This is a genomic window from Enterobacter sp. 2VL (genome assembly GCF_005503595.1).
GTDB classification, from domain to species: domain Bacteria; phylum Pseudomonadota; class Gammaproteobacteria; order Enterobacterales; family Enterobacteriaceae; genus Enterobacter; species Enterobacter cancerogenus.
In genome coordinates this window covers 135,978-159,516 of sequence record NZ_SCNE01000003.1, presented here as the reverse complement: position 1 = coordinate 159,516, position 23,539 = coordinate 135,978, and the positions used below count along the sequence as shown (strand labels likewise).

General features: G+C 59.5%; 17 protein-coding genes. 8 read left to right on the top strand and 9 right to left on the bottom strand.

From position 1 onward, the window contains the following. Window positions 1-134: 134 nt before the first annotated feature. Genes FFS28_RS08970 through FFS28_RS08945 form a run of 6 tightly spaced genes read left to right on the top strand, consistent with a single transcriptional unit; the run spans window position 135 to window position 6,490 of the window. Entirely contained in the window at window positions 135-1,289 is a 1,155-nt protein-coding gene (locus FFS28_RS08970; RefSeq protein ID WP_137849362.1) for a mandelate racemase family protein, read from the top strand. 33 nt (window positions 1,290-1,322) lie between these two features. Further along, window positions 1,323-2,939: an ABC transporter substrate-binding protein gene (locus FFS28_RS08965; protein WP_137849361.1), complete on the top strand. Its 1,617-nt coding sequence runs from the start codon at window positions 1,323-1,325 to the stop codon at window positions 2,937-2,939. Beyond that, window positions 2,936-3,973, top strand: a complete 1,038-nt coding sequence (locus FFS28_RS08960) for an ABC transporter permease (RefSeq protein ID WP_137849360.1) — start codon at window positions 2,936-2,938, stop codon at window positions 3,971-3,973. The genes FFS28_RS08965 and FFS28_RS08960 overlap by 4 nt, the downstream gene beginning before the upstream one ends. Then, on the top strand, window positions 3,970-4,875 hold the full coding sequence (locus FFS28_RS08955; protein WP_137849359.1) for an ABC transporter permease: 906 nt from the start codon (window positions 3,970-3,972) through the stop codon (window positions 4,873-4,875). Before FFS28_RS08960 ends, FFS28_RS08955 begins: the two co-directional genes overlap by 4 nt. Continuing rightward, window positions 4,847-5,707 carry an ABC transporter ATP-binding protein gene (locus tag FFS28_RS08950; RefSeq protein WP_137849358.1) on the top strand — a complete coding sequence of 287 codons (861 nt, stop codon included), beginning with the start codon at window positions 4,847-4,849 and terminating at the stop codon, window positions 5,705-5,707. The genes FFS28_RS08955 and FFS28_RS08950 overlap by 29 nt, the downstream gene beginning before the upstream one ends. A gap of 9 nt (window positions 5,708-5,716) precedes the next feature. Next, window positions 5,717-6,490 carry an ABC transporter ATP-binding protein gene (locus tag FFS28_RS08945; RefSeq protein ID WP_137849357.1) on the top strand — a complete coding sequence of 258 codons (774 nt, stop codon included), beginning with the start codon at window positions 5,717-5,719 and terminating at the stop codon, window positions 6,488-6,490. Window positions 6,491-6,585: 95 nt separating this feature from the next. On the opposite strand, the gene yegS is transcribed toward FFS28_RS08945, so the two are convergent. Beyond that, a complete protein-coding gene (gene yegS / locus FFS28_RS08940) occupies window positions 6,586-7,485 on the bottom strand; it encodes a lipid kinase YegS (RefSeq protein WP_137849356.1) in 900 nt (299 codons plus the stop codon). A 424-nt stretch (window positions 7,486-7,909) separates the two neighbouring features. Between yegS and FFS28_RS08935 the strand changes: the two genes are divergently transcribed. Together FFS28_RS08935 and FFS28_RS08930 are read left to right on the top strand one after the other, a co-directional pair. Further along, a complete protein-coding gene (locus tag FFS28_RS08935; protein ID WP_137849355.1) occupies window positions 7,910-8,722 on the top strand; it encodes an RNase A-like domain-containing protein in 813 nt (270 codons plus the stop codon). A 7-nt stretch (window positions 8,723-8,729) separates the two neighbouring features. Then, window positions 8,730-9,068 carry a contact-dependent growth inhibition system immunity protein gene (locus tag FFS28_RS08930; protein WP_137849354.1) on the top strand — a complete coding sequence of 113 codons (339 nt, stop codon included), beginning with the start codon at window positions 8,730-8,732 and terminating at the stop codon, window positions 9,066-9,068. A 256-nt stretch (window positions 9,069-9,324) separates the two neighbouring features. Here FFS28_RS08930 and trhP read toward each other — a convergent pair whose 3' ends face one another. The 8 genes from trhP to yegD all read right to left on the bottom strand — a co-directional run bounded on the left by trhP (window position 9,325) and on the right by yegD (window position 23,413). Further along, on the bottom strand, window positions 9,325-10,686 hold the full coding sequence (trhP, locus tag FFS28_RS08925) for a prephenate-dependent tRNA uridine(34) hydroxylase TrhP (protein WP_137849353.1): 1,362 nt from the start codon (window positions 10,684-10,686) through the stop codon (window positions 9,325-9,327). A 207-nt stretch (window positions 10,687-10,893) separates the two neighbouring features. Beyond that, a complete protein-coding gene (gene baeR, locus FFS28_RS08920; RefSeq protein WP_137849352.1) occupies window positions 10,894-11,616 on the bottom strand; it encodes an envelope stress response regulator BaeR in 723 nt (240 codons plus the stop codon). Beyond that, window positions 11,613-13,016: an envelope stress sensor histidine kinase BaeS gene (baeS, locus tag FFS28_RS08915; protein ID WP_006176338.1), complete on the bottom strand. Its 1,404-nt coding sequence runs from the start codon at window positions 13,014-13,016 to the stop codon at window positions 11,613-11,615. Before baeS ends, baeR begins: the two co-directional genes overlap by 4 nt. Next, a complete protein-coding gene (locus FFS28_RS08910; protein ID WP_137849351.1) occupies window positions 13,013-14,428 on the bottom strand; it encodes an MFS transporter in 1,416 nt (471 codons plus the stop codon). Before FFS28_RS08910 ends, baeS begins: the two co-directional genes overlap by 4 nt. After that, the gene (gene mdtC, locus FFS28_RS08905; RefSeq protein ID WP_137849350.1) at window positions 14,429-17,506 is read right to left on the bottom strand and encodes a multidrug efflux RND transporter permease subunit MdtC; all 3,078 of its coding nucleotides are present in this window, start codon (window positions 17,504-17,506) and stop codon (window positions 14,429-14,431) included. Continuing rightward, window positions 17,507-20,629, bottom strand: coding sequence for an MdtB/MuxB family multidrug efflux RND transporter permease subunit (locus FFS28_RS08900; RefSeq protein WP_058609795.1), 3,123 nt, complete (start codon window positions 20,627-20,629; stop codon window positions 17,507-17,509). Beyond that, window positions 20,629-21,873, bottom strand: coding sequence for an MdtA/MuxA family multidrug efflux RND transporter periplasmic adaptor subunit (locus FFS28_RS08895; RefSeq protein WP_137849349.1), 1,245 nt, complete (start codon window positions 21,871-21,873; stop codon window positions 20,629-20,631). The genes FFS28_RS08900 and FFS28_RS08895 overlap by 1 nt, the downstream gene beginning before the upstream one ends. 187 nt (window positions 21,874-22,060) lie before the next feature. Beyond that, window positions 22,061-23,413, bottom strand: a complete 1,353-nt coding sequence (yegD, locus tag FFS28_RS08890) for a molecular chaperone (protein WP_137849348.1) — start codon at window positions 23,411-23,413, stop codon at window positions 22,061-22,063. Window positions 23,414-23,539 lie beyond the last annotated feature (126 nt).

Genomic DNA, 23,539 nt, shown 5'->3' with positions numbered 1-23,539 from the left:
ATGCACAAAAAATGGCCGAAGCTTAGCGGAATTTGTCTAAGGCAGCGGACGAATTTTGCGCTTAAAGTTAGTTTTCGAAACAGCTTTTCAAAATAAGAAGCCACTCCGATCCTCTGTAGCGTTAAGGACTGTTCATGAAAATAGAATCTGTAAACGTCACCGTATTCCGGTATCCGACGCGGCGCGTTTCCGACAGCGCCGGGCATTCCCACCCTGGCCCGGAAAGCGCGGCCAAGATGGCGATGCTGACCATTACGGCAGACGATGGCACTCAGGGCTATTCGTTCGCGCCGCCGGAAGTGGTGCGCCCCTTTGTGGTCAACACATTCTTTCGCAAGGTGCTGGTAGGGCAGGACGCATTTAACCGCGAGCGCATCTGGCAGGACCTGGTGCACTGGCAGCGCGGCAGCGCCCATCAACTGACCGAGCGCGCGCTCTCGTTCGTCGAGCAGGCGCTGTGGGATCTGGCAGGCCGCAAGCTCAACATGCCGGTCTGGAAACTGCTCGGCGGCTACCGCGACACGGTCCCGGCTTACGGCAGCACCATGTGCGGCGACGATCTGCCGGGCGGGCTGTCCACGCCGGACGAGTACGCCCGCTTTGCTGAGAAGCTGGTGGCGCGAGGCTATAAGGCCATCAAGCTGCACACCTGGATGCCGCCGGTCTCCTTCGCGCCCAACCCTAAAATGGACATCAAAGCCTGCGCCGCCGTGCGTGAAGCGGTCGGGCCGGATATCGACCTGATGATCGACGGCTATCACTGGTACAGCCGTACCGACGCGCTGTGGATTGGCAAAGAGCTGGAAAAACTCGGCTTTGCCTGGTTTGAGGAGCCAATGGAAGAGGAGAGCATGTCGTCCTACGCCTGGCTGGCGGAAAACCTGTCGATTCCGATTATCGGCCCGGAAAGCCTCGGCGGAAAACACCACAGCCGCGCGGACTGGGTCAAGGCCGGGGCGTGCGACATCCTGCGCGCAGGGGCTAACGGTGTGGGGGGCATCTCCCCGACGCTGAAGGTGGCGAACCTGGCGGAATCCTTCGGCATGGACTGCGAAGTGCACGGCAACGGGGCGGCGAGCCTGGCGGTGATCGGCGCGATCAAAAACTGCCGCTGGTACGAGCGCGGCCTGCTACATCCGTTCCTCGATTACGACGAACCGGCGACGTACCTCAACAGCCTGATCGATCCGATGGACGAACACGGCATGGTCAGCCTGCCGACGCGCCCGGGACTGGGCGAAGACATTAATTTTGCATATATCGAAGCCAATACCGTCAGCCACGACTGACAGATAAAAACGTACCCTACAGGCGATATATACATGAAACGATCTCCCTTAGCCGGGGCGTGCCTTGTCGCGCTCGCGCTGATGACGGGGAGCGGGGCGGTGCAGGCGACAACGCCGCCCGACCAGCTCATCATCGGCATGAATATGAACAACCTGCTCACCCTCGATCCGGCGGCCATGACCGGTAACGAAGTGGTAGGTATCGTGGTCAATCTTTACGACTCGCTGGTGGAGCTTGATCCGAATGAACTCACCCATGTCAGACCCGCGCTGGCGACGTCCTGGGATATTGCCCCGGACGGTAAAACCCTGACCTTTCACCTGCGCGACGACGTAACATTTCACTCCGGCAATCCGCTGACGGCGAAGGATGTGGTCTGGTCGATGCGCCGACTGCTGCACCTGAACCTCGCGCAGGCCTCGGTGTGGAAATCTTACGGATTTTCTAAGAAAAACATCGACAGCCACATCAGCGCCCCCGATGCGTATACCGTGCAGATCGTCCTGCCGAAGCCCAACGATCCGCAGCTGGTGATTTACTCGCTGGGGGCGCTGGGCAACCTCGGCGTGCTCGACAGCAAAACGGTGCAGCAGCACGCGGTGAACAACGACTGGGGGAACCGCTGGCTGACCACCAACGAGGCCGGTTCCGGCCCGTTTATGCTGGACACCTGGCAGGCGAAGGACGTGCTGCGGATGCAGCGCAACCCACACTACTGGCGCGGCGAGCCAAAGATGAGCCGCGTGGTGCTACGCCATTTCCAGGAGTCGCAAACCCTGCGCCTGATGATTGAGAAGGGCGATCTGGATATCGCCAACAACATGGCGGTGTCGGACATCAACGCCCTGCGTAGCGATCCGCAGCTGACCGTGGAAGCCGTACAGAAGGGCACCGTTTACTACGTGGCGATGAGCATGAAAGAGCCACACTTCGCCAACCCTAAAGTGCGCGAAGCAGTGCGCTATCTGATTGATTATCAAGGCATCAATAACGCGCTGATGCCGGGTTACGGCGTGCTGCACCAGCGCCCGATCAAAGCCGGCATGCCCTCTACGTTGCCGGATCCGGGCTACAGGCTCGATATCCCACGCGCCAAAAAGCTGCTGGCGGAGGCGGGCTACCCGGAGGGGTTTGATACCACCCTGCGCGTGCTGGCCGACCAGCCGTTCCTCAACATCGCCATTGCCGTCCAGTCCACGCTGATGCAGGCGGGGATCAACGCCAAAATTATCACCGGCACCGGGAACCAGATCTACGGCGCGATGCGCGAACGCAGGTTCGACATGCTCGTCGGGCGCGGTGGTAGCGGGGTTGAGCCGCATCCGCACTCCAGCCTGCGCGCGCTGGTCTATAACCCGGATAACAGCGACGAGGCGCGGCTGACCAACTTCCAGGGCTGGCGCACCAGCTTCTACGACAAACCGCTCAACGCGATGATCGATAAGGCCCTGCTGGAGCGCGACCCGAAAAAACAGGTAGCCGACTATCAGCAGATACAGGTGCGCTACGACGAACTGATCCCGGCGATGGTCCCCCTGTCGCAAATGGTGGATTCGGTGGTGGTACGCAACGAGGTAAAAAACTTTCAGTCGCACCCGTCGGCCACCACCTTCCTGCGCGACGTCTACAAAACCGGAGGTGAAAAATGAGCGTGGCGATCCTCTCTCCCGGCTCCCGGACCCGGCGATTTTCAAAGCGCTTAACGCAGGTGCTGGTGACGCTGTTTGGCCTGCTGCTGCTGACCTTTTTCATCGGCCGCGTGATGCCCGTCGACCCGGTGCTGGCTATTGTTGGTCCGGATGCCGATCACAGTACCTATCAGCAGGTGTATCACCAGTTGGGGTTCGATCAATCCCTGCTGACGCAGTTTGGTATCTACCTCAATAACCTGCTGCACGGCGATCTGGGTAATGCGCTGCTGACGGGGAAGCCGGTCACCGACGACATTTTGCGCGTCTTCCCGGCAACGCTGGAGCTGGCGACCATGGCGATTATTGTCGGCGCGGGCCTGGGCATTCCGCTGGGCGTGCTGGCGGCGGCGCGGCGCAACAGTCTCTCCGATTACGTGGTGCGCATTATCAGCCTCGCAGGTTATTCCACGCCGATCTTCTGGGTCGGAATGATGGGGCTGCTGCTGTTCTACGCCTGGCTTGGCTGGGTGGGCGGGGCAGGGCGTCTGGATCTTGGGCTGGAAGGTTTAGTGCCGCGCCGCACAGGGCTGATGACCGTCGATGCGCTGCTGGCGGGCAACGGCGCGGTGTTCTGGAACGCCGTTAACCATCTGGTGCTGCCGGCTTCGCTGCTCGGCTTCCACTCTCTGGCCTACATCAGCCGCATGACCCGCAGCTTTATGCTGGCGCAGTTGTCCCAGGAGTTCATCATCACCGCGCGGGTGAAGGGCTTAACCGAGCGTCAGGTGATCTGGAATCACGCGTTTCGCAATATCCTCGTGCAGTTGCTGACGGTGGTCGCGCTGGCCTACGGCGCGCTGCTGGAAGGGGCGGTGCTGATTGAGACCGTCTTCTCCTGGCCGGGGTTTGGTTCGTATCTCACCGGCAGCCTGCTGCTCGGGGATATGAACGCGGTGATGGGCTGCGTGCTGCTGGTGGGGGTCATCTTCGTGATGCTGAACCTGCTCTCAGACATGCTGTATCAACTCTTTGACCCGAGGACGAAATCATGACCGTTTCTCTGGATTCGCCGCTGGGGACCGGGCCATCCGAACGCCGCCAGCGTATTAAGCGCACGCTGGATCGCGCCGTGGGCTTCGTCGGCAAGATGGCACGTAACCCGCTAACCGCTGTCGGCGGCGGCATCATCCTGCTGCTGTTGATTGTCGCTGCCTTCGCGCCGCTGATTGCACCCTATAACCCGCTGGTGCAGGACCTGAACAACGCGCTGGCGGCACCGAATGCGCAGCACTGGTTCGGCACCGACGAGTTTGGCCGGGACATCTTCAGCCGCCTGGTGTACGGCTCGCGCATCACGCTCTATATCGTGCTGCTGGTTTCCGTCACCGTCGGCCCGCTGGGGCTGCTGCTGGGCGTGACCGCAGGCTACTTCGGCGGCAGGGTGGACGCGGTGCTGATGCGCGTCACCGATATCTTTATCTCCTTCCCGAGCCTGGTGCTGGCGCTGGCATTTGTCGCGGCGCTCGGGCCGGGGCTGGAGCACGTCGTCATCGCCATCACGCTCACCGCCTGGCCGCCAATTGCCCGACTGGCGCGCGCCGAAACGCTCTCCCTGCGCCAGGCCGATTTTATCTCCGCTGTGCGGCTTCAGGGTGCTTCCCCGGTGCGTGTGCTGTGGCGTCACATCGTGCCGCTGTGCCTGCCGTCGGTGATTATCCGCATCACCATGAACATGGCGGGGATCATCCTGACCGCAGCCGGACTGGGCTTTCTCGGGCTCGGCGCACAGCCGCCGGAGCCGGAGTGGGGGGCGATGATCTCCAGTGGCCGTACCTACATGATGGAGTGCTGGTGGGTGGTCACAATTCCGGGGCTGGCAATCCTGATTAACAGCCTGGCGTTTAACTTCTTAGGAGATGGCCTACGTGACATCCTCGATCCTCGCAGCGAATAGTCCGCTGCTCGACGTGCGCGATCTCCACGTCGATTTTATCAACGGCGGCGCGGTCACTCACGCGGTGCGCGGCGTCTCATTCCAGCTTGGACGCGAAAAACTGGCGATTGTCGGTGAATCCGGTTCCGGCAAATCGACGGTTGGCCGCGCGCTGTTGCGCCTGCATCCGGCCAAAGCACGCATCCGCGCCGAGCGGATGCAGTTTGGTGATGTTGATTTACGCACCGTCAGCGAGGCCCAGATGCGCGCCATTCGCGGCAAGCGTATCTCGATGATCATGCAGGACCCGAAATACTCGCTTAATCCGGTGGTGTGCGTGGGGGATCAGATTGCCGAAGCCTGGCTCACCCACCATCCGGGGCGCAAGGCCGAAGCCAGAGCCAACGTGCTGAAGATGCTTGACGTGGTGCGTATTCGTCAGCCGGAGCGGGTCTATCGCCTGTATCCGCACGAGATTTCCGGCGGGCAGGGGCAGCGCATTATGATTGCGATGATGCTAATTGCTGAGCCGGAGCTGGTGATTGCCGACGAACCCACCTCGGCGCTGGACGTATCGGTGCGTTTGCAGGTGCTCGGCCTGCTGGACGATCTGGTGCAGTCCCGCGGTCTCGGGCTGATTTTCATCAGCCACGACATCAACCTGGTGCGCAGCTTCTGTGACCGGGTGCTGGTGATGTACGCAGGGCGGGTGGTCGAGTCTATTGCCGCAAAGGATCTGCATAACGCGCAACACCCCTACACGCAGGGCCTCATTAGCGCGCTGCCGGACATTCACCATCGCCGTCCGACGCTGCCGGTGCTGCAGCGTCAGGCCAGCTGGCTTACCGACTAAGGAGCAGAGATGATCGAGATTAATCACCTCAACCTGGCCTTCGGCGAGGGCGAGAAACGCAATCAGGTGCTGGATGACGTCACTATCAGCGTGAAAGAGGGCGAGATTTACGGTCTGGTAGGGGAGTCCGGCTCCGGCAAAACGACGGTCCTGAAATGCCTGGCCGGGCTGTTCACCCACTGGGAGGGCGAGCTGGCGATTAACGGTACACCGCTGGAAAAACGTCTCACTCAGGAACGCTGCCGACGGGTGCAGATGGTGTTTCAGGATCCGTACGGCTCGCTCCATCCTCGCCACACCATTGGCGATATTCTGGAGGAGCCTTTGCAGATCCACGGCATCAAAGACTGGGATCGGCGCATCCATACCCTGCTGGATAAAGTCGGGCTGAACCGGGCGTTTCGCGACCGCTACCCGCACCAGCTCTCCGGCGGGCAGCGCCAGCGCGTGGCGATTGCCCGGGCGTTGATTCTGGAGCCGCAGGTGCTGCTGCTTGATGAACCCACCTCGGCGCTGGACGTGTCGGTGCAGGCGGAAATTCTCAACCTGCTGGCGGAATTGCAGCGGGAATCAAACCTGACCTACCTGATGGTGAGCCACGATCTGGGCGTGATTGCCCATCTGTGTCAGAAGGTCGCGGTGATGCAGTACGGTAAAATCCTCGAAAGCCTGACGGTGGACGAACTCGTCGCCGGGAACGTGAAAACCGACTATACACGAATGCTGATTCACGCCAGCCAGCAGTATTCCCGCGAAATGGCGCGGGAGGTGGCGGTGTATTAGGTGTGTGCGGTCTGGTGCCCTCACCCCGGCCTTCTCCCACAGTGAGAGCGAGAATTGTAGGCCGGGTAAGGCGTAGCCGCCACCCGGCAAAAACATCAGCGCAACAGCACGCAGTCCGGCGGCAACCGGCACTGCAGCGCGCCCGGGACAACTTCGATGCGGAACCGGTCGCCGCTCAACGGCTCGCCATCAAGGTTGAAGGTCATACCGTTTGGGGCGACCACCTCAAACCACGCGGATTTTCCGGCGATAATATTCGGGCTTTCTGCTGGCTGGGTCAGGGTGGTAAACAGCGCGGGTAGCAGCCCGTCGCCGGTGAAGATCCGCAGCTGTAGCTGCCCATCGTTAATCAACGCCTCCGGGCAGAGTTGCTGTCCGCCGCCCGCCTGGCGACCGTTGCCGATGCCGATCACCAGCGCATCGCCCTGCCAGTGGAAATTCTCACCGCTGATTTCACAGCTGTCCGGCTTAAGGGTGTCCATACGCATCAGGCCGTGAATCAAATAGGAGACGCCGCCGAGTGCGGCCTTCAGCTTTTCCGGCGTTTCGCTGGTGATGCGCGTGCCGAATCCGCCGGTAGCCATATTGATAAAGCAGGTCTGATCGTTCACCTGTGCAATGTCGACGGCGGTGGCTTTACCGAGGATCGCCAGCTGTAGCGCTTTCATAAAATCCTCGGGGATGCCGGCGCTGGTGGCAAAATCGTTGGCGGTGCCAAGGGGCAGAATGCCCATCACCGGGCGGTCCGCCGGGTTGAGGTCGATCAGCGCCCCGGCGATTTCGTTGATGGTACCGTCGCCGCCGCCGGAAATAATCGTATCAACGCCGAGGCGTCTCCCTTCGTCGATATAGCGCGCCGCGTCGCCTTTTTCCCACGTCACCCGGACGTGAATAGATGCGCCGTCTTCACGCAGTTCGTCGATCGCCTGACGCAGCAAATCATTGCCTGCACTTTTACCATTAAGAATCAATAAACTGTCTGGATAGGTTGCCATCCACGTTGCTCCCTTTTCTTGGTCTACCAAGAGTGTATCTCAGGGAGGGGAAAAGCGGGTAAGAACAGGACGAAAGGCAAAAAAATAAGGATAAAACTAAGGCTACCGAGGTTACGCAGAGGCGTTAAACCACGTTGGCCCATGCGTGTACTTTGGGCGGGAGGGTTATGGCGGCAGGAGGCGATATCAGTCATCCGCAATTTAAGGTATCAAGCCCGGCCAAAATTCCGAAATTCCCGGATAATATCTCACAGGCACAGACCCAATAAACGTAATGCTACCGGGGCTAAAACGTGTTTGATGGGCAGGCGGCGTTCAACAACGAGCAATACGCGCGAGGCGTAAGCTGAGGAATCATTATTGACCGTGCACCTAATGGATAATAACCTCGGTTTTAACTGCTTAATGATAAAAGGGAGTTTATATGCAAACCCAGGATGGGCTTACCGTTACGATATCTCCGGTACAGATGGCCGCTATATTACGTGGTAAAACTGTCAGCGAAGGAGAAACAATGAGTAACCGTTTATGGGGCGGTCTGGGCGTTGTAAGCGGCGTTGTAGAAATGTTTGGTGCAGGCGTTTTGTGCGTGGTTCCTGAACCCACAATGTTATCTAAAGCAGGATGTGTTGTTGTTGGCTCTCATAGTCTCGATACCCTAACGGCGTCATTTAAGCAGGTGATTACGGGCAGACAGGCTGCTACAGCAACCGCTCAACTGGCAGAGTTTGCAGCTACCGGATTGGGTGCAAGTCCGGATGTTGCCTATAAAGTCGGTGTTACAGTTGATCTCGCTGTTCCGTTTGCGTTCGCAAGTGCAGCCGGTGCCGCTAGAGTTGGCTCAGTGTATTCTGGCCGTATTCGTTTGCTGGCGCATGAAGGCGGTACGTTCGGGCATACAATTGCGCGGCATATTGGTCAATCTCCAGAGCAAATGATTACACGACTCACAACAACGAGACTTTCTCGGGTGAGTAGCTTTAATAGTATAAAACAAGCAGAGTTATTGATATCAGAAGTTCTTTCAGTAAAACGTGGTCAATTAACCGGCGCATTAAAATATATGCAGCCCGAAGCTAAATTACCTCTGGAGCATAGCTTTCCTTACCCGGTTGGAAGGTATATTGATAGAGGATCTACGGAAGTCAAAAAAGCGTATACTGTTCGGGTGATAATTAAAGCCAGACGCTATGGTGATAAAACCTACTTCATTTTGACAGCATATCCGGCACCATAAGGTACTTATGAATACTGATTCCAGCAAACCATGTGAATTTGATACATTAGTTGTTGTTTACTTCGGGCAAGATTGCGATCTTATTGTTGAAGATTGTGATTTCAATAAGCTTCTTGACGAGTACTTGACTACTTCCACAGAATTTAATTTACGGATGCTTCTTGCTAATATTATCGAAATAGAAAATCAATCTGATGGGTATGAAGTGCTTATTGCTCGTTACAAGGGTGAGTTTGCTCCAGACCTTTGGAATATGACAGCGCAGGAATGGCTCGGTACTGTTAAAGCCCGACTGATAAGCTACATGACAGCCAAAGGTTACTCAACAGAGTTGTCGCATTTCTAGACTCCAACTGACCAGCACTACGCACTCTGATCCAGACCGAGCGGTCGTGAAACCGGCGTCAAACAATGTCCGGTGGTTTGACGCAAAAAAATAAGCCCGCGTAAGGGAGATTACGCAGGCTAAGGAGGTGGTTCCTGGTACAGCTAGCATTTATGGGTTATGTTTTTCAGCGGGGGGGATAATACCCGTAACGAGCGAAGCGGTATGTGATCCGTTTCTAAGAATTATCCCAGCGTGAAAAAATTTCCCTAATCAACTATTTTGCGTGCGGATTGCGAGTGTTTTCACCGTCAAAGTTGCGCATCAGCAGCGCAAACTCCAGCTCCACCTCTTCCGGAACCGGCAGCCATACGGTATGACCGTCGCCCGGTGCGACCTCAATCGCCTCGCCTTTGCCGTTTTCCAGATGCTCCAGCGTGAAGTTCATGTTGCCCTGCGGGGTCATCAGCTCCAGGCTGTCGCCTTTGGTGAATTTATTTTTCACCGCGACGGCTGCCAGCGGGCCTTTACGCTCGCCGGTGAAATCGCCGACAAACTGCTGGCGTTCAGAAATGGAGTAGCCGTGCTCGTAGTTCTGATAGTCGTCATGGGTGTGACGGCGCAGGAAACCTTCGGTGTACCCACGATGCGCCAGGCCTTCCAGCGTTTCCAGCAGGGTGGTGTCGAATGGTTTACCGGCTGCTGCATCATCGATCGCCTTGCGATAAACCTGTGCGGTGCGTGCGCAGTAGTAATAAGACTTGGTGCGACCCTCGATTTTCAGCGAATGCACGCCCATCTGGGTTAAACGCTCGACGTGCGCGATGGCGCGCAGATCTTTGGAGTTCATGATGTAGGTGCCGTGCTCGTCTTCAAAGGCAGTCATGTACTCGCCCGGACGTTTAGCCTCTTCAATCATAAACACGCTGTCGGTCGGCGCGCCGATGCCGAGCGTCGGCTCCACGTTAGTCACCGGGATTGGTTCGTGCTTGTGCACGATGTTACCGATGTCGTCCTCTTTGCCTTCCTGAACGTTGTACTCCCAGCGGCAGGCGTTGGTGCAGGTGCCCTGGTTAGGATCGCGTTTGTTGATATACCCCGAGAGCATGCAGCGGCCGGAGTAGGCCATGCACAGCGCGCCGTGGACGAAGATCTCAATTTCCATGTCCGGCACCTGAGTGCGGATCTCTTCAATCTCTTCGAGGGACAGTTCACGAGACAGAATGACGCGGGTCAGCCCCATCTGTTTCCAGAATTTCACCGTCGCCCAGTTAACGGCGTTAGCCTGAACGGAGAGGTGAATGTCCATTTCCGGGAAGTTCTCCCGAACCAGCATGATTAAACCCGGGTCCGACATGATCAGCGCGTCCGGCCCCATTTCCACCACCGGCTTCAGGTCACGGATGAACGTTTTCAGCTTGGCGTTGTGCGGCGCGATATTGACCACCACGTAGAATTTTTTGCCCAGGGCATGCGCTTCGTTGATGCCGAGCTGCAGGTTCTCGTGGTTGAATTCGTTGTTGCGCACGCGCAGCGAGTAGCGCGGCTGGCCCGCGTAAACGGCATCGGCACCATAGGCAAAGGCGTAACGCATATTTTGCAGCGTTCCCGCCGGGGAAAGGAGTTCCGGTTTAAACATGTGTGTTCTCATTCTGATGACAGGTCAGATCCGCGAGCACCAGGTGACGCGGTAGGGGGAGTTCCCATACTTTAAGGGCGGGCATTGTAGCGCTGCGGGGCGGGGAGGTAAAGCTTTGCACCTCACCCTAACCCTCTCCCCAAAGGGGCGAGGGGACTCAAACACCCTCTCCCCTTTGGGGAGAGGGCAGGGTGAGGGGGGGGTTATTTAGGCAATCCTGCACGCATCCGCTTCCCAGCGATACCCGACACCGTACACCGCGCGGATAAACGACTGGTCAGCGTCGAGCGCTTCCAGCTTGCGGCGCAGGTTTTTGATATGGCTGTCGATGGTGCGGTCGGTCACCACGCGGTAATCATCGTACAGGTGGTTCAACAGCTGTTCGCGGGAGAAAACCTTCCCCGGCTCGTGAGAGAGGGTTTTCAGCAGGCGAAACTCGGCAGGGGTAAGGTCCAGAAGCTTGCTGCGCCAGCTGGCCTGGAAACGGCTTTCGTCGACAATCAGCGGGCTTTCGGCGTCCAGCACCTGCAGCTCGCGCTGCGGCCTGCAGCGGCGCAGGATAGTTTTCACGCGGGCAACCACTTCGCGTGGACTGTAGGGTTTGCAGATGTAATCGTCAGCGCCAATTTCGAGACCCAGCAGGCGGTCGATCTCTTCGATTTTAGCGGTCACCATAACGATGGGCACGTCTGAAAAGCGGCGGATTTCCCGGCACAGGGTCAGGCCGTCGGTGCCCGGCAACATCAGGTCCAGCAGGATCAGGTCCGGCGGAGTCTGGCGCACATAGGGGAGCACCTGGTCGCCATGATTAATCAGCGTGGGGGCATAGCCTGCGGCGCGTAAATAATCGATAAGCAGTTGCCCGAGCTTAGGCTCGTCTTCCACGATAAGAATGCGCGGTGTGTTTTCGTCAATCGGTAATTCGGTCATGCTTCTCTCGATAAATCCCGTTCCAGAGGTAACTCTACTGTAATGCTAACCCCGCCAAATGGCGAATGGGCGGCGCGGATCGTGCCGTTGTGGGCTTCGACGATGTTAACGCAGATCGCCAGCCCCAGCCCGGAGCCGCCGCTGGCGCGGTTGCGCGAGCCTTCGGTGCGGTAAAAGCGCTCGAATAATTTTTCCAGCTGCGCGTCCTGCACGCCGGGGGCGGAATCGGCAAAGGTCAGGGCGAAGCGCCCGTTCTCTTGTTTGCCGGAGATAAGTAGCCCGCCACCGCTGTCGGTATAGCGCAGGCTGTTTTCCAGCAGGTTATTGAACAACTGCATCAGGCGGTCGGGGTCGCCAAATACCACGGCGCTGTCCGGCAGCGAGAGGTCAATTTTCAGGTTGCGGCTGGCAAAGCGTTCCCGGAACGCGCCGCTGACCACTTCAAGAATGTTAATCACGTCCACTGGCGCTTTCTGGTAGGCCAGCGCGCCCTCGTCGGACATTGAGAGCTGGTGCAGGTCGTCCACCAGCTTGGTGAGCGTCCCGACCTCGGCCTGTAATGACGCCACCGATTCAGGCGTAAACTGGCGCACGCCGTCCTGAATCGCCTCCAGCTCGCCGCGCAGCACCGCCAGCGGGGTGCGCAGTTCGTGGGAAATGTCGGCCATAAAATCGCGGCGCATCTGCTGGTTTTTCTCCAGCGTGCTGGCGAGCTGGTTGAAGTCCTGCGCCAGCTTGCCCAGCTCATCCTGGCTGCGGGTATCCACGCGGGTGGAGAAATCCCCGGCGGCCAGCTTGTGGGTGCCTTCTACCAGACGTTTTACCGGCGCAAGCAGGCCGCGCGCCAGCGGGAAGGTGGCAAGTGCGGCCAGCAGGGTGGAGAGGGCGACAATCAGCCAGCTGGTCTGGCGCTGCTGGCGGTCAAAGTTGATATCCGTGTTGCGCGTCAGACGCTCGACCGGGGAGGCGATGACCCAGCCGACGGTCTCATTGTTAACCCTGATGGCGCGCTTTGAGCCGTCGGGTGGAACCGGCGCGCGCGGGCCAACCAGCACGCGCATCTCCTGGTCAATCACCCAGAACTGGGTGCGCCAGCCGTGCGGCGGCATGCCGGGGCCGGGGCGGTCGTCATCGTTATCGTGCTCCAGCGAACGCAGGATCTGAAACACGAAGCGGTCGTTATTGCGCAGAAAACGCCAGTTCCCGTGCAGGGCGTACTGCTCGCCAAGCGCATCGCCTAAGCCCTGCAGGCGTTGCTCGTTGCCGTGCTTGATGTAGTCGATAAAGCCGCGCTCGAAGCTGACCCGCACCGCCCAGTGCATGGTGATCAGCAGAACGATACAGGTGGCAAAAATCGCGACAAACAGCTTGCCGGTGATACCCGGACGCCAGAATTTCATGATGCACTCCTTTTGCCGCGTCGGATCACGACATTCTTACGGGTATCGTTCGGGACTCTGGCGAAGATAAAGGCGGGCAGGGCGATAATCACCGCCATGCTGAGATAGGTATATAAAAACACCTGATGCGCGCTCGGGGTGTCGACGCTGAGATGCTGCTGGCCGTACATGCCGAGCAGGATGCCCGCCATGGTCACGCCCACGCTCATCGAAAGCTGCATAATCATCGACAGCAGGCTGTTACCGCTGCTTGCCAGCTCGTCCGGCAGGTCTTTCAGCGTCAGGGTATTCATCGACGAGAAGCGCACGGAGTTAATGATGCCCTGGCAGAACAGCACCAGCGGCAGCGCGTAATACCAGCCCATCAGCGCCACGGCCATAAACAGCAGGCTTACCAGCGCCAGCCCAAGCGTGGCGGCGACCAACACCCGGCGGTAGCCGAAGCGGTTGACCACCTGCACCACGATGCGCTTCATGCCCATGCTGCCGAGCACCATCGGGATCATCATCAGGCCCGCGTGGAACGGCGAAAAGCCCAGGCCGATCTGTAAAAAGACCGGCGTCATAAACGGCAGCATGCCGCTGCCGATGCGCCCGGCGAAGCTGCCGAACAGGCCAAGGCGGTAGGTGGGGTTTTTAAACAGATGAAGGCTAAACAGCGCTTTGTCGTTCCCTCTGGCATGCCACAGATACCACAGAATGGCGGTGATGCCGAGGGCGACCAGTATCCCCAGGGTCAGAGAGGAGATCCCCAGCCCTTTCTGCCCGTCGAGCGCCAGCGTCAGCGTGGCCATCCCGGCGGCCAGCAGGATAAAGCCGAAGACGTCGAAGCGCCGGGTCTGCATGGTGTAGTTCGGCATCAGCATCAGGGTGGCGATCGCCCCCACGATGCCGACCGGCAGGTTGATCAAGAAGATCCAGTGCCACGAGGCGTACTCCACCAGAATCCCGCCCAGCGCCGGGCCGAGCAGCGGCCCCACCTGGCCGGGGAGCGTCACGAAGGTCATCGCCGCCATATACTGCTCGCGCGGGACTATTTTCATTACCGTTAGTCGCCCCACGGGTACCATCATCGCGCCGCCAACGCCCTGTAAGACGCGGGCCATAATAAGCTGATCGAGCGTGTTCGCCTGGGCGCAAAACAGCGATCCCACGGTAAACAGCACGATGGCGGTGAAAAAGATATTCCTCACCCCGACTTTATCCGCCAGCCAGCCGCTGGCGGGGAGCATTACCGCCACCGTCAGCACATAGGAGACGATCACCATATGCATGTGCAGCGGGCTTTCCCCCAGGCTTTTCGCCATGGAGGGGAGGGCGGTATTCACGATGGTGGTGTCCAGCGACTGCATGAAGAAGCCGAACGCCACTATCCATAGCTGCCAGCGAACCTGACGGGGAAGATCGGTCATTTACTCGGTCACCGTTGTTCTGTTTTTACGTGAAAAACGCAGTCGCAGACGGTCGAAGAACAGATAGACCACTGGCGTGGTGTAGAGCGTCAACAACTGGCTCATCACCAGCCCGCCAACAATGGTGATCCCCAGCGGCTGGCGCAGCTCGGACCCGTCGCCACCGGAAATAACCAGCGGCAGCGCGCCAAACAGCGCCGCCAGCGTGGTCATCATGATCGGGCGAAAACGCAGCAGGCAGGCCTGGAATATGGCCTCTTCCGGCGTCAGGTTGCCGTTGCGCTGGGCGTCCAGCGCGAAGTCGACCATCATGATCGCGTTTTTCTTCACAATGCCTATTAATAGCATGATACCAATCAGCGCGATGAGGCTGAATGGCGCGCCGAACAATTCCAGCGCCAGCAGTGCCCCCACGCCCGCCGACGGTAACGTCGAGAGGATGGTCAGCGGATGGACGTAGCTCTCATACAACACGCCGAGCACGATATAGACCGTCGCAATCGCCGCGAGGATCAGGATCACCTGCGAGTTCATCGTGTCCTGGAATACCTGCGCGGTACCGGCAAAGCTGCCGCGCACCGTAGAGGGCACGCCAAGCTGGATCATGGTGCGGTTAATGGCGTCGCTCGCTTCAGACAGCGACGAGCCGGTCGGCAGGTTGAAGGAGACCGTCGATGCCGCCGACAGCCCCTGATGGTTCACCGACAGCGGCGCGTTCGCGGGCTGCCAGCTGGCAAAGTAGGAGAGCGGGATCGCCTTGCCTTCACTGTTAATCACAAACATTTTGTCCAGTGCGCTGATGTCCTGGGTGTAGCGCGGATCGACCTCCATCACCACCTTGTACTGGTTCATCGGCTGGTAGATGGTGGAGATTTCACGCTGACCAAAGGCGTTGTTCAGCAGGCTGTTGGCCGCCGCCACGTCAATCCCCAGCCGCGACATGGTTTCGCGATCGTAGGTCAGGTTCATCTCCGCGCCGTTGTTTTGGCTGTCGGAGTTCACGTCGGCCAGCTGCGGCAGAGCGGCCAGGGCCTTGCGGATCTTCGGCTCCCATTCGCGCAGCGCGGCTAAATCATCCGAGAGCAGGGTGTACTGATAGCTGGCGTTGGCCTGACGTCCGCCGACGCGGATATCCTGAACGGCCATCAAAAACAGGTTTGCGCCCGGCTCTTTGGCGAGCTTGACCCGCAGACGGTCGATCACCTGCTGCGCGGTTTCGTTACGCTCATCCCGCGATTTCAGGGTGATAAACATCATCCCGCTGTTCACGCGCGACCCGCCGGTAAAACCGGTGACGTTATCCACGGCTTTGTCTTCACGAATAATCTTCATAAAGTCCTGCAGCTTGCCGCGCATCGCCTGGAAGGAGATGCTCTGGTCGGCCTGAATACCGCCCATCAGCACCCCGGTATCCTGTTCCGGGAAGAAGGTTTTCGGGATGGAGATATACATCCAGACGTTCAGCGCGATGGTGCCCACCAGCACCAGCCCGACGATGCGGGTGTGGTTCAGCACCCATTTCAGCGATTTGCCGTAGCCTTCCTGCATCGCCATCAGCACGCGGCCAAAGCCCTTGCGGCGCGGCTGGGTGTGCGGTTTGCTGCGTTTGAGCATCCAGCCGCACATCATCGGCGTGAGGGTGAGTGAGATCACCAGCGAGATACCAATCGCGACGGAAAGCGTGACGGCAAATTCGCGCAGCAGGCGGCCAGGAAGCCCGCCCATCAGCAGCAGCGGCAGGAATACCGCCACCAGCGACAGGCTCATGGAGAGCACCGTAAAGCCGACCTCGCGCGTGCCCTGCAGCGCCGCCTGCAGCGGCTTCATGCCCGCTTCGAGGTGGCGTGAAATGTTTTCCAGCACCACTATCGCATCATCCACCACGAAGCCGGTGGCGATGGTCAACGCCATCAGCGACAGGTTGTTGAGGCTGAAGCCACACAGGTACATGGCAGCAAAGGTGCCGATCAGCGACACCGGTACGGCAACGGCCGGGATCAGCGTCGCGCGGCCCGAGCGCAGGAACAGGAAGACCACCAGGATCACCAGCGCGACGGAGATGATCAGCGTCTGCTCAACCTCTTCAAGCGAGGCGCGGATCGTCGGGGAGCGATCCTGGGCAATCTGCAGGTCTATCGCCGCCGGAATGGTCTCCTGCAACTCCGGCAGTCGCGCGCGAATGCTGTTCACCGTTTGGATAATGTTGGCTTCCGGCAGCTTGCGGATCATCAGCAGAATCGCCGGTTTGGCATTGGTCATCCCGGCGTTGCGCACGTCCTGCACCGAATCGGTCACGCTGGCGACATCGCTCAGACGCACCGCCGCGCCGTTGTTGTAGTGAATAATCAGCGGCTGGTATTCTGCGGCGGTTTTAAGTTCATCGTTTGTCTGGATCTGCCAGCGGTGGCTGCTGTCTTCAATCGCCCCCTGCGGTTTGCGCACGTTTGCGTTGCTGATGGCGGAACGCACGTCGTCCAGCGACACGCCCTGGTTGAACAGCGCCTGCGGGTTGAGCCCTACGCGCACGGCGGGCAGGGAGCTACCGCCCACGTCGACGTCGCCCACGCCGTCGATCTGGGCGATGGTCTGCGCCAGTTGGGTAGAGGCAAAGTCATACAGCTCGCCCTGGGAATAGGTGTCCGAGGTGAGCGTTAAGATCATGATTGGCGCGTCGGACGGGTTGGCTTTGCGATAGGTCGGCCTGCTCGGCATACCGCTCGGCAGCAGGCTCTGGGCGGCGTTGATCGCTGCCTGCACGTCGCGCGCTGCGCCGTTGATATCCCGGTCGAAGTTGAACTCAAGGATAATGCGCGTGCTGCCCAGCGAACTGCTGGAGGTCATTTCGTTGACCCCCGCAATGCGCCCGAGTGACCGCTCCAGCGGCGTGGCGACCGACGAGGCCATGGTTTCCGGAGACGCACCGGGCAGCGAGGCGCTGACCATGATCACCGGGAAGTCCACCTGCGGCAGCGGGGCTACCGGCAACAGCCGGAAGCCGAGTACGCCGCACAGGGTGATGGCGAGCGAAATCAATATCGTCGCCACCGGGCGGTAAATGAAGAGCGCGAAAAACTTCACTTACGCCTCCTCTTCACGTTTCGGGAAGCGGCTTTTGGTCCACAGGGCCAGACGGTCAAACAGCAGGTAAATCACCGGCGTGGTAAACAGCGTCAGCACCTGGCTGACCAGCAGACCGCCGACCATACCGATCCCTAAAGGACGCCGCAGTTCGGCCCCAACGCCGGTACTCAGCATCAGCGGCAGCGCGCCTAACAGGGCGGCGAGGGTGGTCATCAGGATCGGACGAAAACGCAGCAGACAGGCCTGGAAGATCGCATCGCGCGGCGACATTCCCTGTTCGCGCTCGGCGGCAAGGGCGAAGTCGATCATCATGATGGCGTTTTTCTTGACGATACCGATGAGCAGAATGATGCCGATAATCGCAATCACGTCCAGCTCGCTGCCCGCCAGCATCAGCGCTAACAGCGCCCCGACGCCCGCCGTCGGCAGGGTGGAGAGGATGGTGATCGGGTGAATAAAGCTTTCATACAGTACGCCCAGCACGATATACATCGCCACCACGGCGGCCACGATCAGCCAGATGGTGCTGCCCAGCGCCGCCTGGAACGCCAGCGTACTCCCCTGGAACTGGGTCTGTATATCCGTTGGGAAGCCGAGGTTTTTTTCGGCGTTTTGGATCGCTTCCACCGCCTCGCCCAGCGAGTATCCGTCCGGGACGTTAAACGAAATGGTGGTCGACGGGAACTGATCCAGATGGTTGATGGTCAGCGGGGTGTGGCGCTCCTCCACGCTGGCAATGGCGCTGAGCGGCACGATGCCGCCGTCCTTACTGGTCAGGCGTACGGTGTCAAGCGCGGCAAGCCCGGGCGTGTTCCCGGTGTTGTGCTCCAGCACCACGCGGTACTGGTTCGCCTGCGTATAAATAGTGGAGATCAGGCGCTGGCCAAAGGCGTTGTACAGCGCGTTATCCACGTCCGCCATGGAAATACCCAGACGGCTGGCGGTGTCACGGTTAACGTTAACGTAGGCCGCCAGCCCTTTATCCTGCCAGTCGCTGCTGACATCGGAGAGCTGCGGGAGGCCGCGCAGGGTATCAACCAGCTGCGGCACCCAGGTGCTGAGCGCCTCCAGGCTGGTGGTCTGCAGGGTAAACTGATACTGAGTGCGGCTCACCTGGGTATCAATGGTTAAATCCTGAATCGGCTGCAGGTAGAGTTCGATGCCCGGCACCTTCGCCACCGCGTTTTGCAGGCGCTGGATCACCGTGTTGACGCGATCGTCGCGGTCATCAAGCGGTTTGAGGTTGATCTGCAGACGCGCGCTGTTCAGCGACGGGTTAGTGCCGTCGACGCCCACGTAGGCGGTGAGGCTTTCCACCGCCGGATCTTTCATGATGATCTCCGATACCTGCTGCTGGCGCTGTGCCATGTTGGCGAACGAAACGGTCTGCGGGGCCTGTAACGTGCCCTGGATAATGCCGTTGTCCTGAATCGGGAAGAAGCCTTTCGGGATGAAAATCCACAGCATCACGCTGAGCGCCAGCGTACCCAGGGCAACCCCAAGCGTCGCCCACGGGTGGTTCAGCACCTTCGCCAGCACGTGGCCGTAGGCGGCGATGATGCGCTCGAACATCCGCTCAGAGGCGCGCGAGAAACGGTTTTGCTTGCGCAGGGACTCCACGCTCAGCATGCGGGCACACATCATCGGGGTCAGCGTCAGCGACACCACGGCGGAGATCAGGATCGCCACCGCCAGGGTGACGGCAAACTCCCGGAACAGCCGTCCGACGATATCGCCCATAAACAGCAGCGGGATCAGCACCGCAATCAGCGAGAAGGTGAGGGAAATAATGGTAAAGCCGATCTCGCCCGCCCCCTTCAGCGCGGCGGCGAGCGGCTTCTCGCCTTTCTCGATGTAACGCGAAATGTTCTCGATCACCACGATGGCGTCATCCACCACGAAACCGGTGGCGATGGTCAGGGCCATCAGCGTCAGGTTGTTGATCGAGAAATCAAGGAACACCATCACCGCAAAGGTTCCGACCAGCGAGAGTGGTACGGCGACGGCGGGAATAATGGTGGCCGGCACGTTGCGCAGGAACAGGTAGATAATCATTACCACCAGCGCAATCGCCAGCATCAGCTCGAACTGGGTGTCGGTAACGGAGGCGCGAATGTTGGTGGTGCGGTCGGAAAGCACCTTCACGCTGACCGATTTCGGCAGGCTTTCAATCAGCTGCGGCAGCATGGCACGAATGCTGTCGGCGGTCTCGATGATGTTCGCACCTGGCTGACGCTGAACGTTCATGACGATCGCCTGCTGCTTGTTGGCCCACGCGCCAAGCCAGCTGTTTTCCGCGCCTTGTTCTACGGTCGCCACGTCGCCGAGGCGAATTGGCGCGCCGTTCTGGTAGGCGACAATCAGCTGGCGATACTCATCGGCTGACTGCATCTGATCGTTGGCCGAAAGCGTGACCGCGCGGGTTGGCCCGTCCAGCGAGCCTTTGGCCGAGTTGACGTTGGCGCTGGTGATGGCGGTACGAATGGTTTCGCTGGTTAACCCCAGCGCGGCAATGGCCTGCGCGTTAAGCTTCACGCGCACGGCAGGACGTTGTCCGCCCGCCAGGGTCACCAGACCGACGCCCGTTACCTGTGAAATCTTCTGCGCCACGCGGGTTTCAACCATATCTTCCACCTGCGTCATCGGCATGGCGGAGGAGGTAACGGCCAGCGTCATGATTGGCGGATCGGCCGGGTTGACCTTGCTGTAGACCGGCGGATTAGGCAGGTCAGACGGCAGCAGATTGGTGGCGGCGTTGATCGCGGCCTGCACCTCCTGCTCGGCGACGTCCAGCGAGAGCGTCAGCTGGAACTGCAGCGTCACTACCGATGCCCCACCAGAGCTTTGCGAGGACATCTGCTTCAGGCCAGACATCTGCCCAAACTGGCGCTCCAGCGGCGCGGTAATGGCCGACGTCACCACGTCCGGGCTGGCGCCAGGGTAGAGCGTGACCACCTGAATCGTAGGGTAATCCACTTCCGGCAGCGCCGACACGGGCAGAAAGCGATAGCCAATTATCCCGGCTAGCAAAATGGCCACCATCAACAGCGTGGTGGCGACGGGGCGCATAATAAACAGGCGTGATGGCCCACCTGTCGCGCTCGGTGGCATGACCTGCATCAGGCGCTGGCTCCCTGTTTAGCGTGCTCGCGTTTCGCCGGCTGTTCGCTGCTGCTCGCGCCATGCGCCTCGACCACTTCGACGCGCGCCCCTTCGGTGAGACGGTCGATGCCGTCGGTTACCACCCGATCGCCTGCGGATAGCCCGGCGCTAATCACCACCGTCTGGCTATCCTGAATCCCGGTTTTCACCAGATGCTTGCTGACCTGGTTGTCATCGTTAAGCACCCAGACGAAGTTGCCTTCGTTACCCATCTGCAGCGCTGCCGTTGGGATCACCACCGCGTTTTCTTCGGTAGAGACCAGCATGCGCGCATTAACGAACTGATTCGGGAAAAGCGCATCATCCTGATTGCTAAAGCGTGCTTTCAGCTTGATGGTACCGGTGGTGGTATCAATCTGGTTATCGAGGCTCAGCAGAGCTCCTTCGCTGAGTTTCTGTTTGTTGGTGCGGTCCCAGGCTTCAACCACCAGCCCTTTACCGGCTTTTTGCGCCTGCACCACGGTGGCGATGTCGCTCTCCGGCAGGGTAAAGACTAAATCGATGGGGTGAGTCTGGGTAATGACCACGATGCCCGTGGTATCACCGCTGGAGATCTGGTTGCCGATATCAACCTGCTTCAGGCCGACGCGTCCGTCAATCGGCGCGGTAATGCGGCTCCAGTCGAGCTGCAGTTGGGCGCTGGCGACCGCTGCTTCGTCTGCTTTGATCGTGCCTCGGGTTTCGCTGACCAGCGACTGCTGAGTGTCCAGCTCCTGACGCGACACCAGGTTGGTTTTCACCAGCTGCTGATAGCGGGCGAGATCGCGCTGGGCATTGGCTAAGGTGGCTTTGTCTTTGGCAAGCTGCCCCTGCGCCTGAGCGAGCGAGACTTTGAACTGGCTTGGGTCGATCTCTGCCAGTAAATCACCGGCCTTAACCTGCTGGCCTTCCTGGAAGTGAAGCGCCATCAGCTGCCCCTCGACCCGGCTGCGCACGGTGACGGTATTGGCTGCAGTAATGGTGCCAAGCCCGGTGAGATAACGCGGAACGGCTTTGTTGACGGCGGTCGCTGCCTGCACGGGGGCCAGCGCCGCGCCGCGCATACCGTGGCGGCCACCGCCCGCCGCGCGCGGAGATGAGCTGCTCGCCCCCGAGGATGCAGGGGACTTCGCGGATTGACTGTGCCAGTACCAGGCGGCGGCAAGGACCACCACAATGATGCCAGCGGCGATAGCCCAGCGGGATTTGTTACTGCCTTTCATCGTTTTACGTTCTCATCCTGAAACACTTCGGGGAATGATACTAGTTTAGTCAGGCTACCCGGCAGAAAAATGGAGGAAATGTGGAACACTGTCTGGAATTGTCTGAATGGCGGGAGAGGGAGTCGATCCTTTTTCTCCCTCTCCCGCTGGGAGAGGGCCGGGGTGAGGGCACCAGGCCACACCCGTGTCAGCTAAACATCACCTGCGCCCAGCGCGCCAGCCCTGCGGTTACGGAGCCAAAATCATCGCCACCGGCAATAGGTATGCCCGGCAGTTGTTCCGCCAGCGCTTTCTTAATCAGCGGCGAACGGGCGCTACCCCCGGTTAAATAAATCACGTCCGGTTGCTCTCTGCCATTATCCAGCGCCAGCTGCACCTGTTCGAGGATGCGCTGCAGCGGCTGCGACAGGGCCGTTTCAAGCCCTTCCTGCGAGATACTCGTTGCCAGTTCGTCGCTGATAAACGGCAGGGTGACCGCATGTTCCGGGCGATCTGAGAGCGCAATTTTGCTCTCTTCGGCGGTGCGCACCACGCGGTAGCTCAGGCGCTGACGCCAGACCTTGTGGAGCAGCGCGACTTTGTCGGCATCCTGCGCATCGCGTATCAGATCGTTGAGAAAACGACCGTTTGCGGTGCTGTAAAAATCACTCTGCGCAGGCACATCGTTGATCGCAATGGCGTTCCACCACGGCAGAACCGGCAGGGCGATCCCTTTTTCGGTTTGTCCGCCCATGCCCAGCAGCGGCATCAGGCTCTTGAAGGCGAGGGCAATATCCAGATCGTTACCGCCCACGCGGCAGCCGCTGTGCCCCAGCAGGCTGTTTTCACGATCGCGACGCTGATGCCACTGCGGCCCCATCAGCAGCAGCGAGCAGTCCGTCGTTCCGCCGCCGATATCCACCACCAGCACACGTTTTTCTGCGGTCAACGTGGCTTCAAAATCCAGTCCCGCCGCTACCGGCTCGTACTGGAACACCACGTCGCGAAAACCTGCACGGTGCGCCGCGCGCGCCAGAATACCCTGCGCCTGCTGGTTGGCCTCATCGCCCCCCAGACCCTGGAAGTTTATCGGACGGCCAATCACCGCCTGGTCGATGGTTTCCGTGACCTGCGTTTGCGCCTGATTGCGGATGTGCAGCATCATGGCGCAGACCAGATCCTCAAACAACGCGACCTGCTGCGGCTTCAGGCCGCTGGCCCCGAGGAATGACTTCGGTGATTTAACGAAGTAAACCTCCTCCGGATCCTCAATGTACTGCCCGAGCGACGACAGGCCGAACTGCACGCTGGCAGGCGTAACGTCGATGTCCTCTTCGCGGTTATAGCTCACGGCGCGGCGCAGCAGAGCCTGCGTTTCCGCCGCGGTGGCCGGAACCTGGTGATGGCGGAAAAGCCATTCGCTTACCGCTTCACGGGTTGGCGCGCAGAGCATTGACGGCAGCAGCGTGCTCTCTTTTTCCATTTTCAGGAGCTGTGGTTGCCCGTTGTGCATCACCGCAACCGAGCAGTTTGCCGTACCGTAATCGAATCCAATAAACACGTAGAAATCCCCATGCCGGTGAGAAGGGGCGAGACTTTAACGAAATGTCTCTTCCGCGACAACTGGAATATGAAAGCAAGGCGAAACAAGGCCTTTCGGTTTATGCTGAGGAGAACATGACAGGAG

What these genes read in the sequence shown, in the direction of transcription:
- FFS28_RS08970 (WP_137849362.1), top strand. Translation starts at nt 135, where the DNA reads ATGAAAATAGAATCTGTAAACGTCACCGTATTCCGGTATCCGACGCGG.
- FFS28_RS08965 (WP_137849361.1), top strand. Translation starts at nt 1,323, where the DNA reads ATGAAACGATCTCCCTTAGCCGGGGCGTGCCTTGTCGCGCTCGCGCTG.
- FFS28_RS08960 (WP_137849360.1), top strand. Translation starts at nt 2,936, where the DNA reads ATGAGCGTGGCGATCCTCTCTCCCGGCTCCCGGACCCGGCGATTTTCA.
- FFS28_RS08955 (WP_137849359.1), top strand. Translation starts at nt 3,970, where the DNA reads ATGACCGTTTCTCTGGATTCGCCGCTGGGGACCGGGCCATCCGAACGC.
- FFS28_RS08945 (WP_137849357.1), top strand. Translation starts at nt 5,717, where the DNA reads ATGATCGAGATTAATCACCTCAACCTGGCCTTCGGCGAGGGCGAGAAA.
- yegS (WP_137849356.1), bottom strand. Translation starts at nt 7,485, where the DNA reads ATGGCAACCTATCCAGACAGTTTATTGATTCTTAATGGTAAAAGTGCA.
- FFS28_RS08935 (WP_137849355.1), top strand. Translation starts at nt 7,910, where the DNA reads ATGCAAACCCAGGATGGGCTTACCGTTACGATATCTCCGGTACAGATG.
- FFS28_RS08930 (WP_137849354.1), top strand. Translation starts at nt 8,730, where the DNA reads ATGAATACTGATTCCAGCAAACCATGTGAATTTGATACATTAGTTGTT.
- trhP (WP_137849353.1), bottom strand. Translation starts at nt 10,686, where the DNA reads ATGTTTAAACCGGAACTCCTTTCCCCGGCGGGAACGCTGCAAAATATG.
- baeR (WP_137849352.1), bottom strand. Translation starts at nt 11,616, where the DNA reads ATGACCGAATTACCGATTGACGAAAACACACCGCGCATTCTTATCGTG.
- baeS (WP_006176338.1), bottom strand. Translation starts at nt 13,016, where the DNA reads ATGAAATTCTGGCGTCCGGGTATCACCGGCAAGCTGTTTGTCGCGATT.
- FFS28_RS08910 (WP_137849351.1), bottom strand. Translation starts at nt 14,428, where the DNA reads ATGACCGATCTTCCCCGTCAGGTTCGCTGGCAGCTATGGATAGTGGCG.
- FFS28_RS08900 (WP_058609795.1), bottom strand. Translation starts at nt 20,629, where the DNA reads ATGCAGGTCATGCCACCGAGCGCGACAGGTGGGCCATCACGCCTGTTT.
- FFS28_RS08895 (WP_137849349.1), bottom strand. Translation starts at nt 21,873, where the DNA reads ATGAAAGGCAGTAACAAATCCCGCTGGGCTATCGCCGCTGGCATCATT.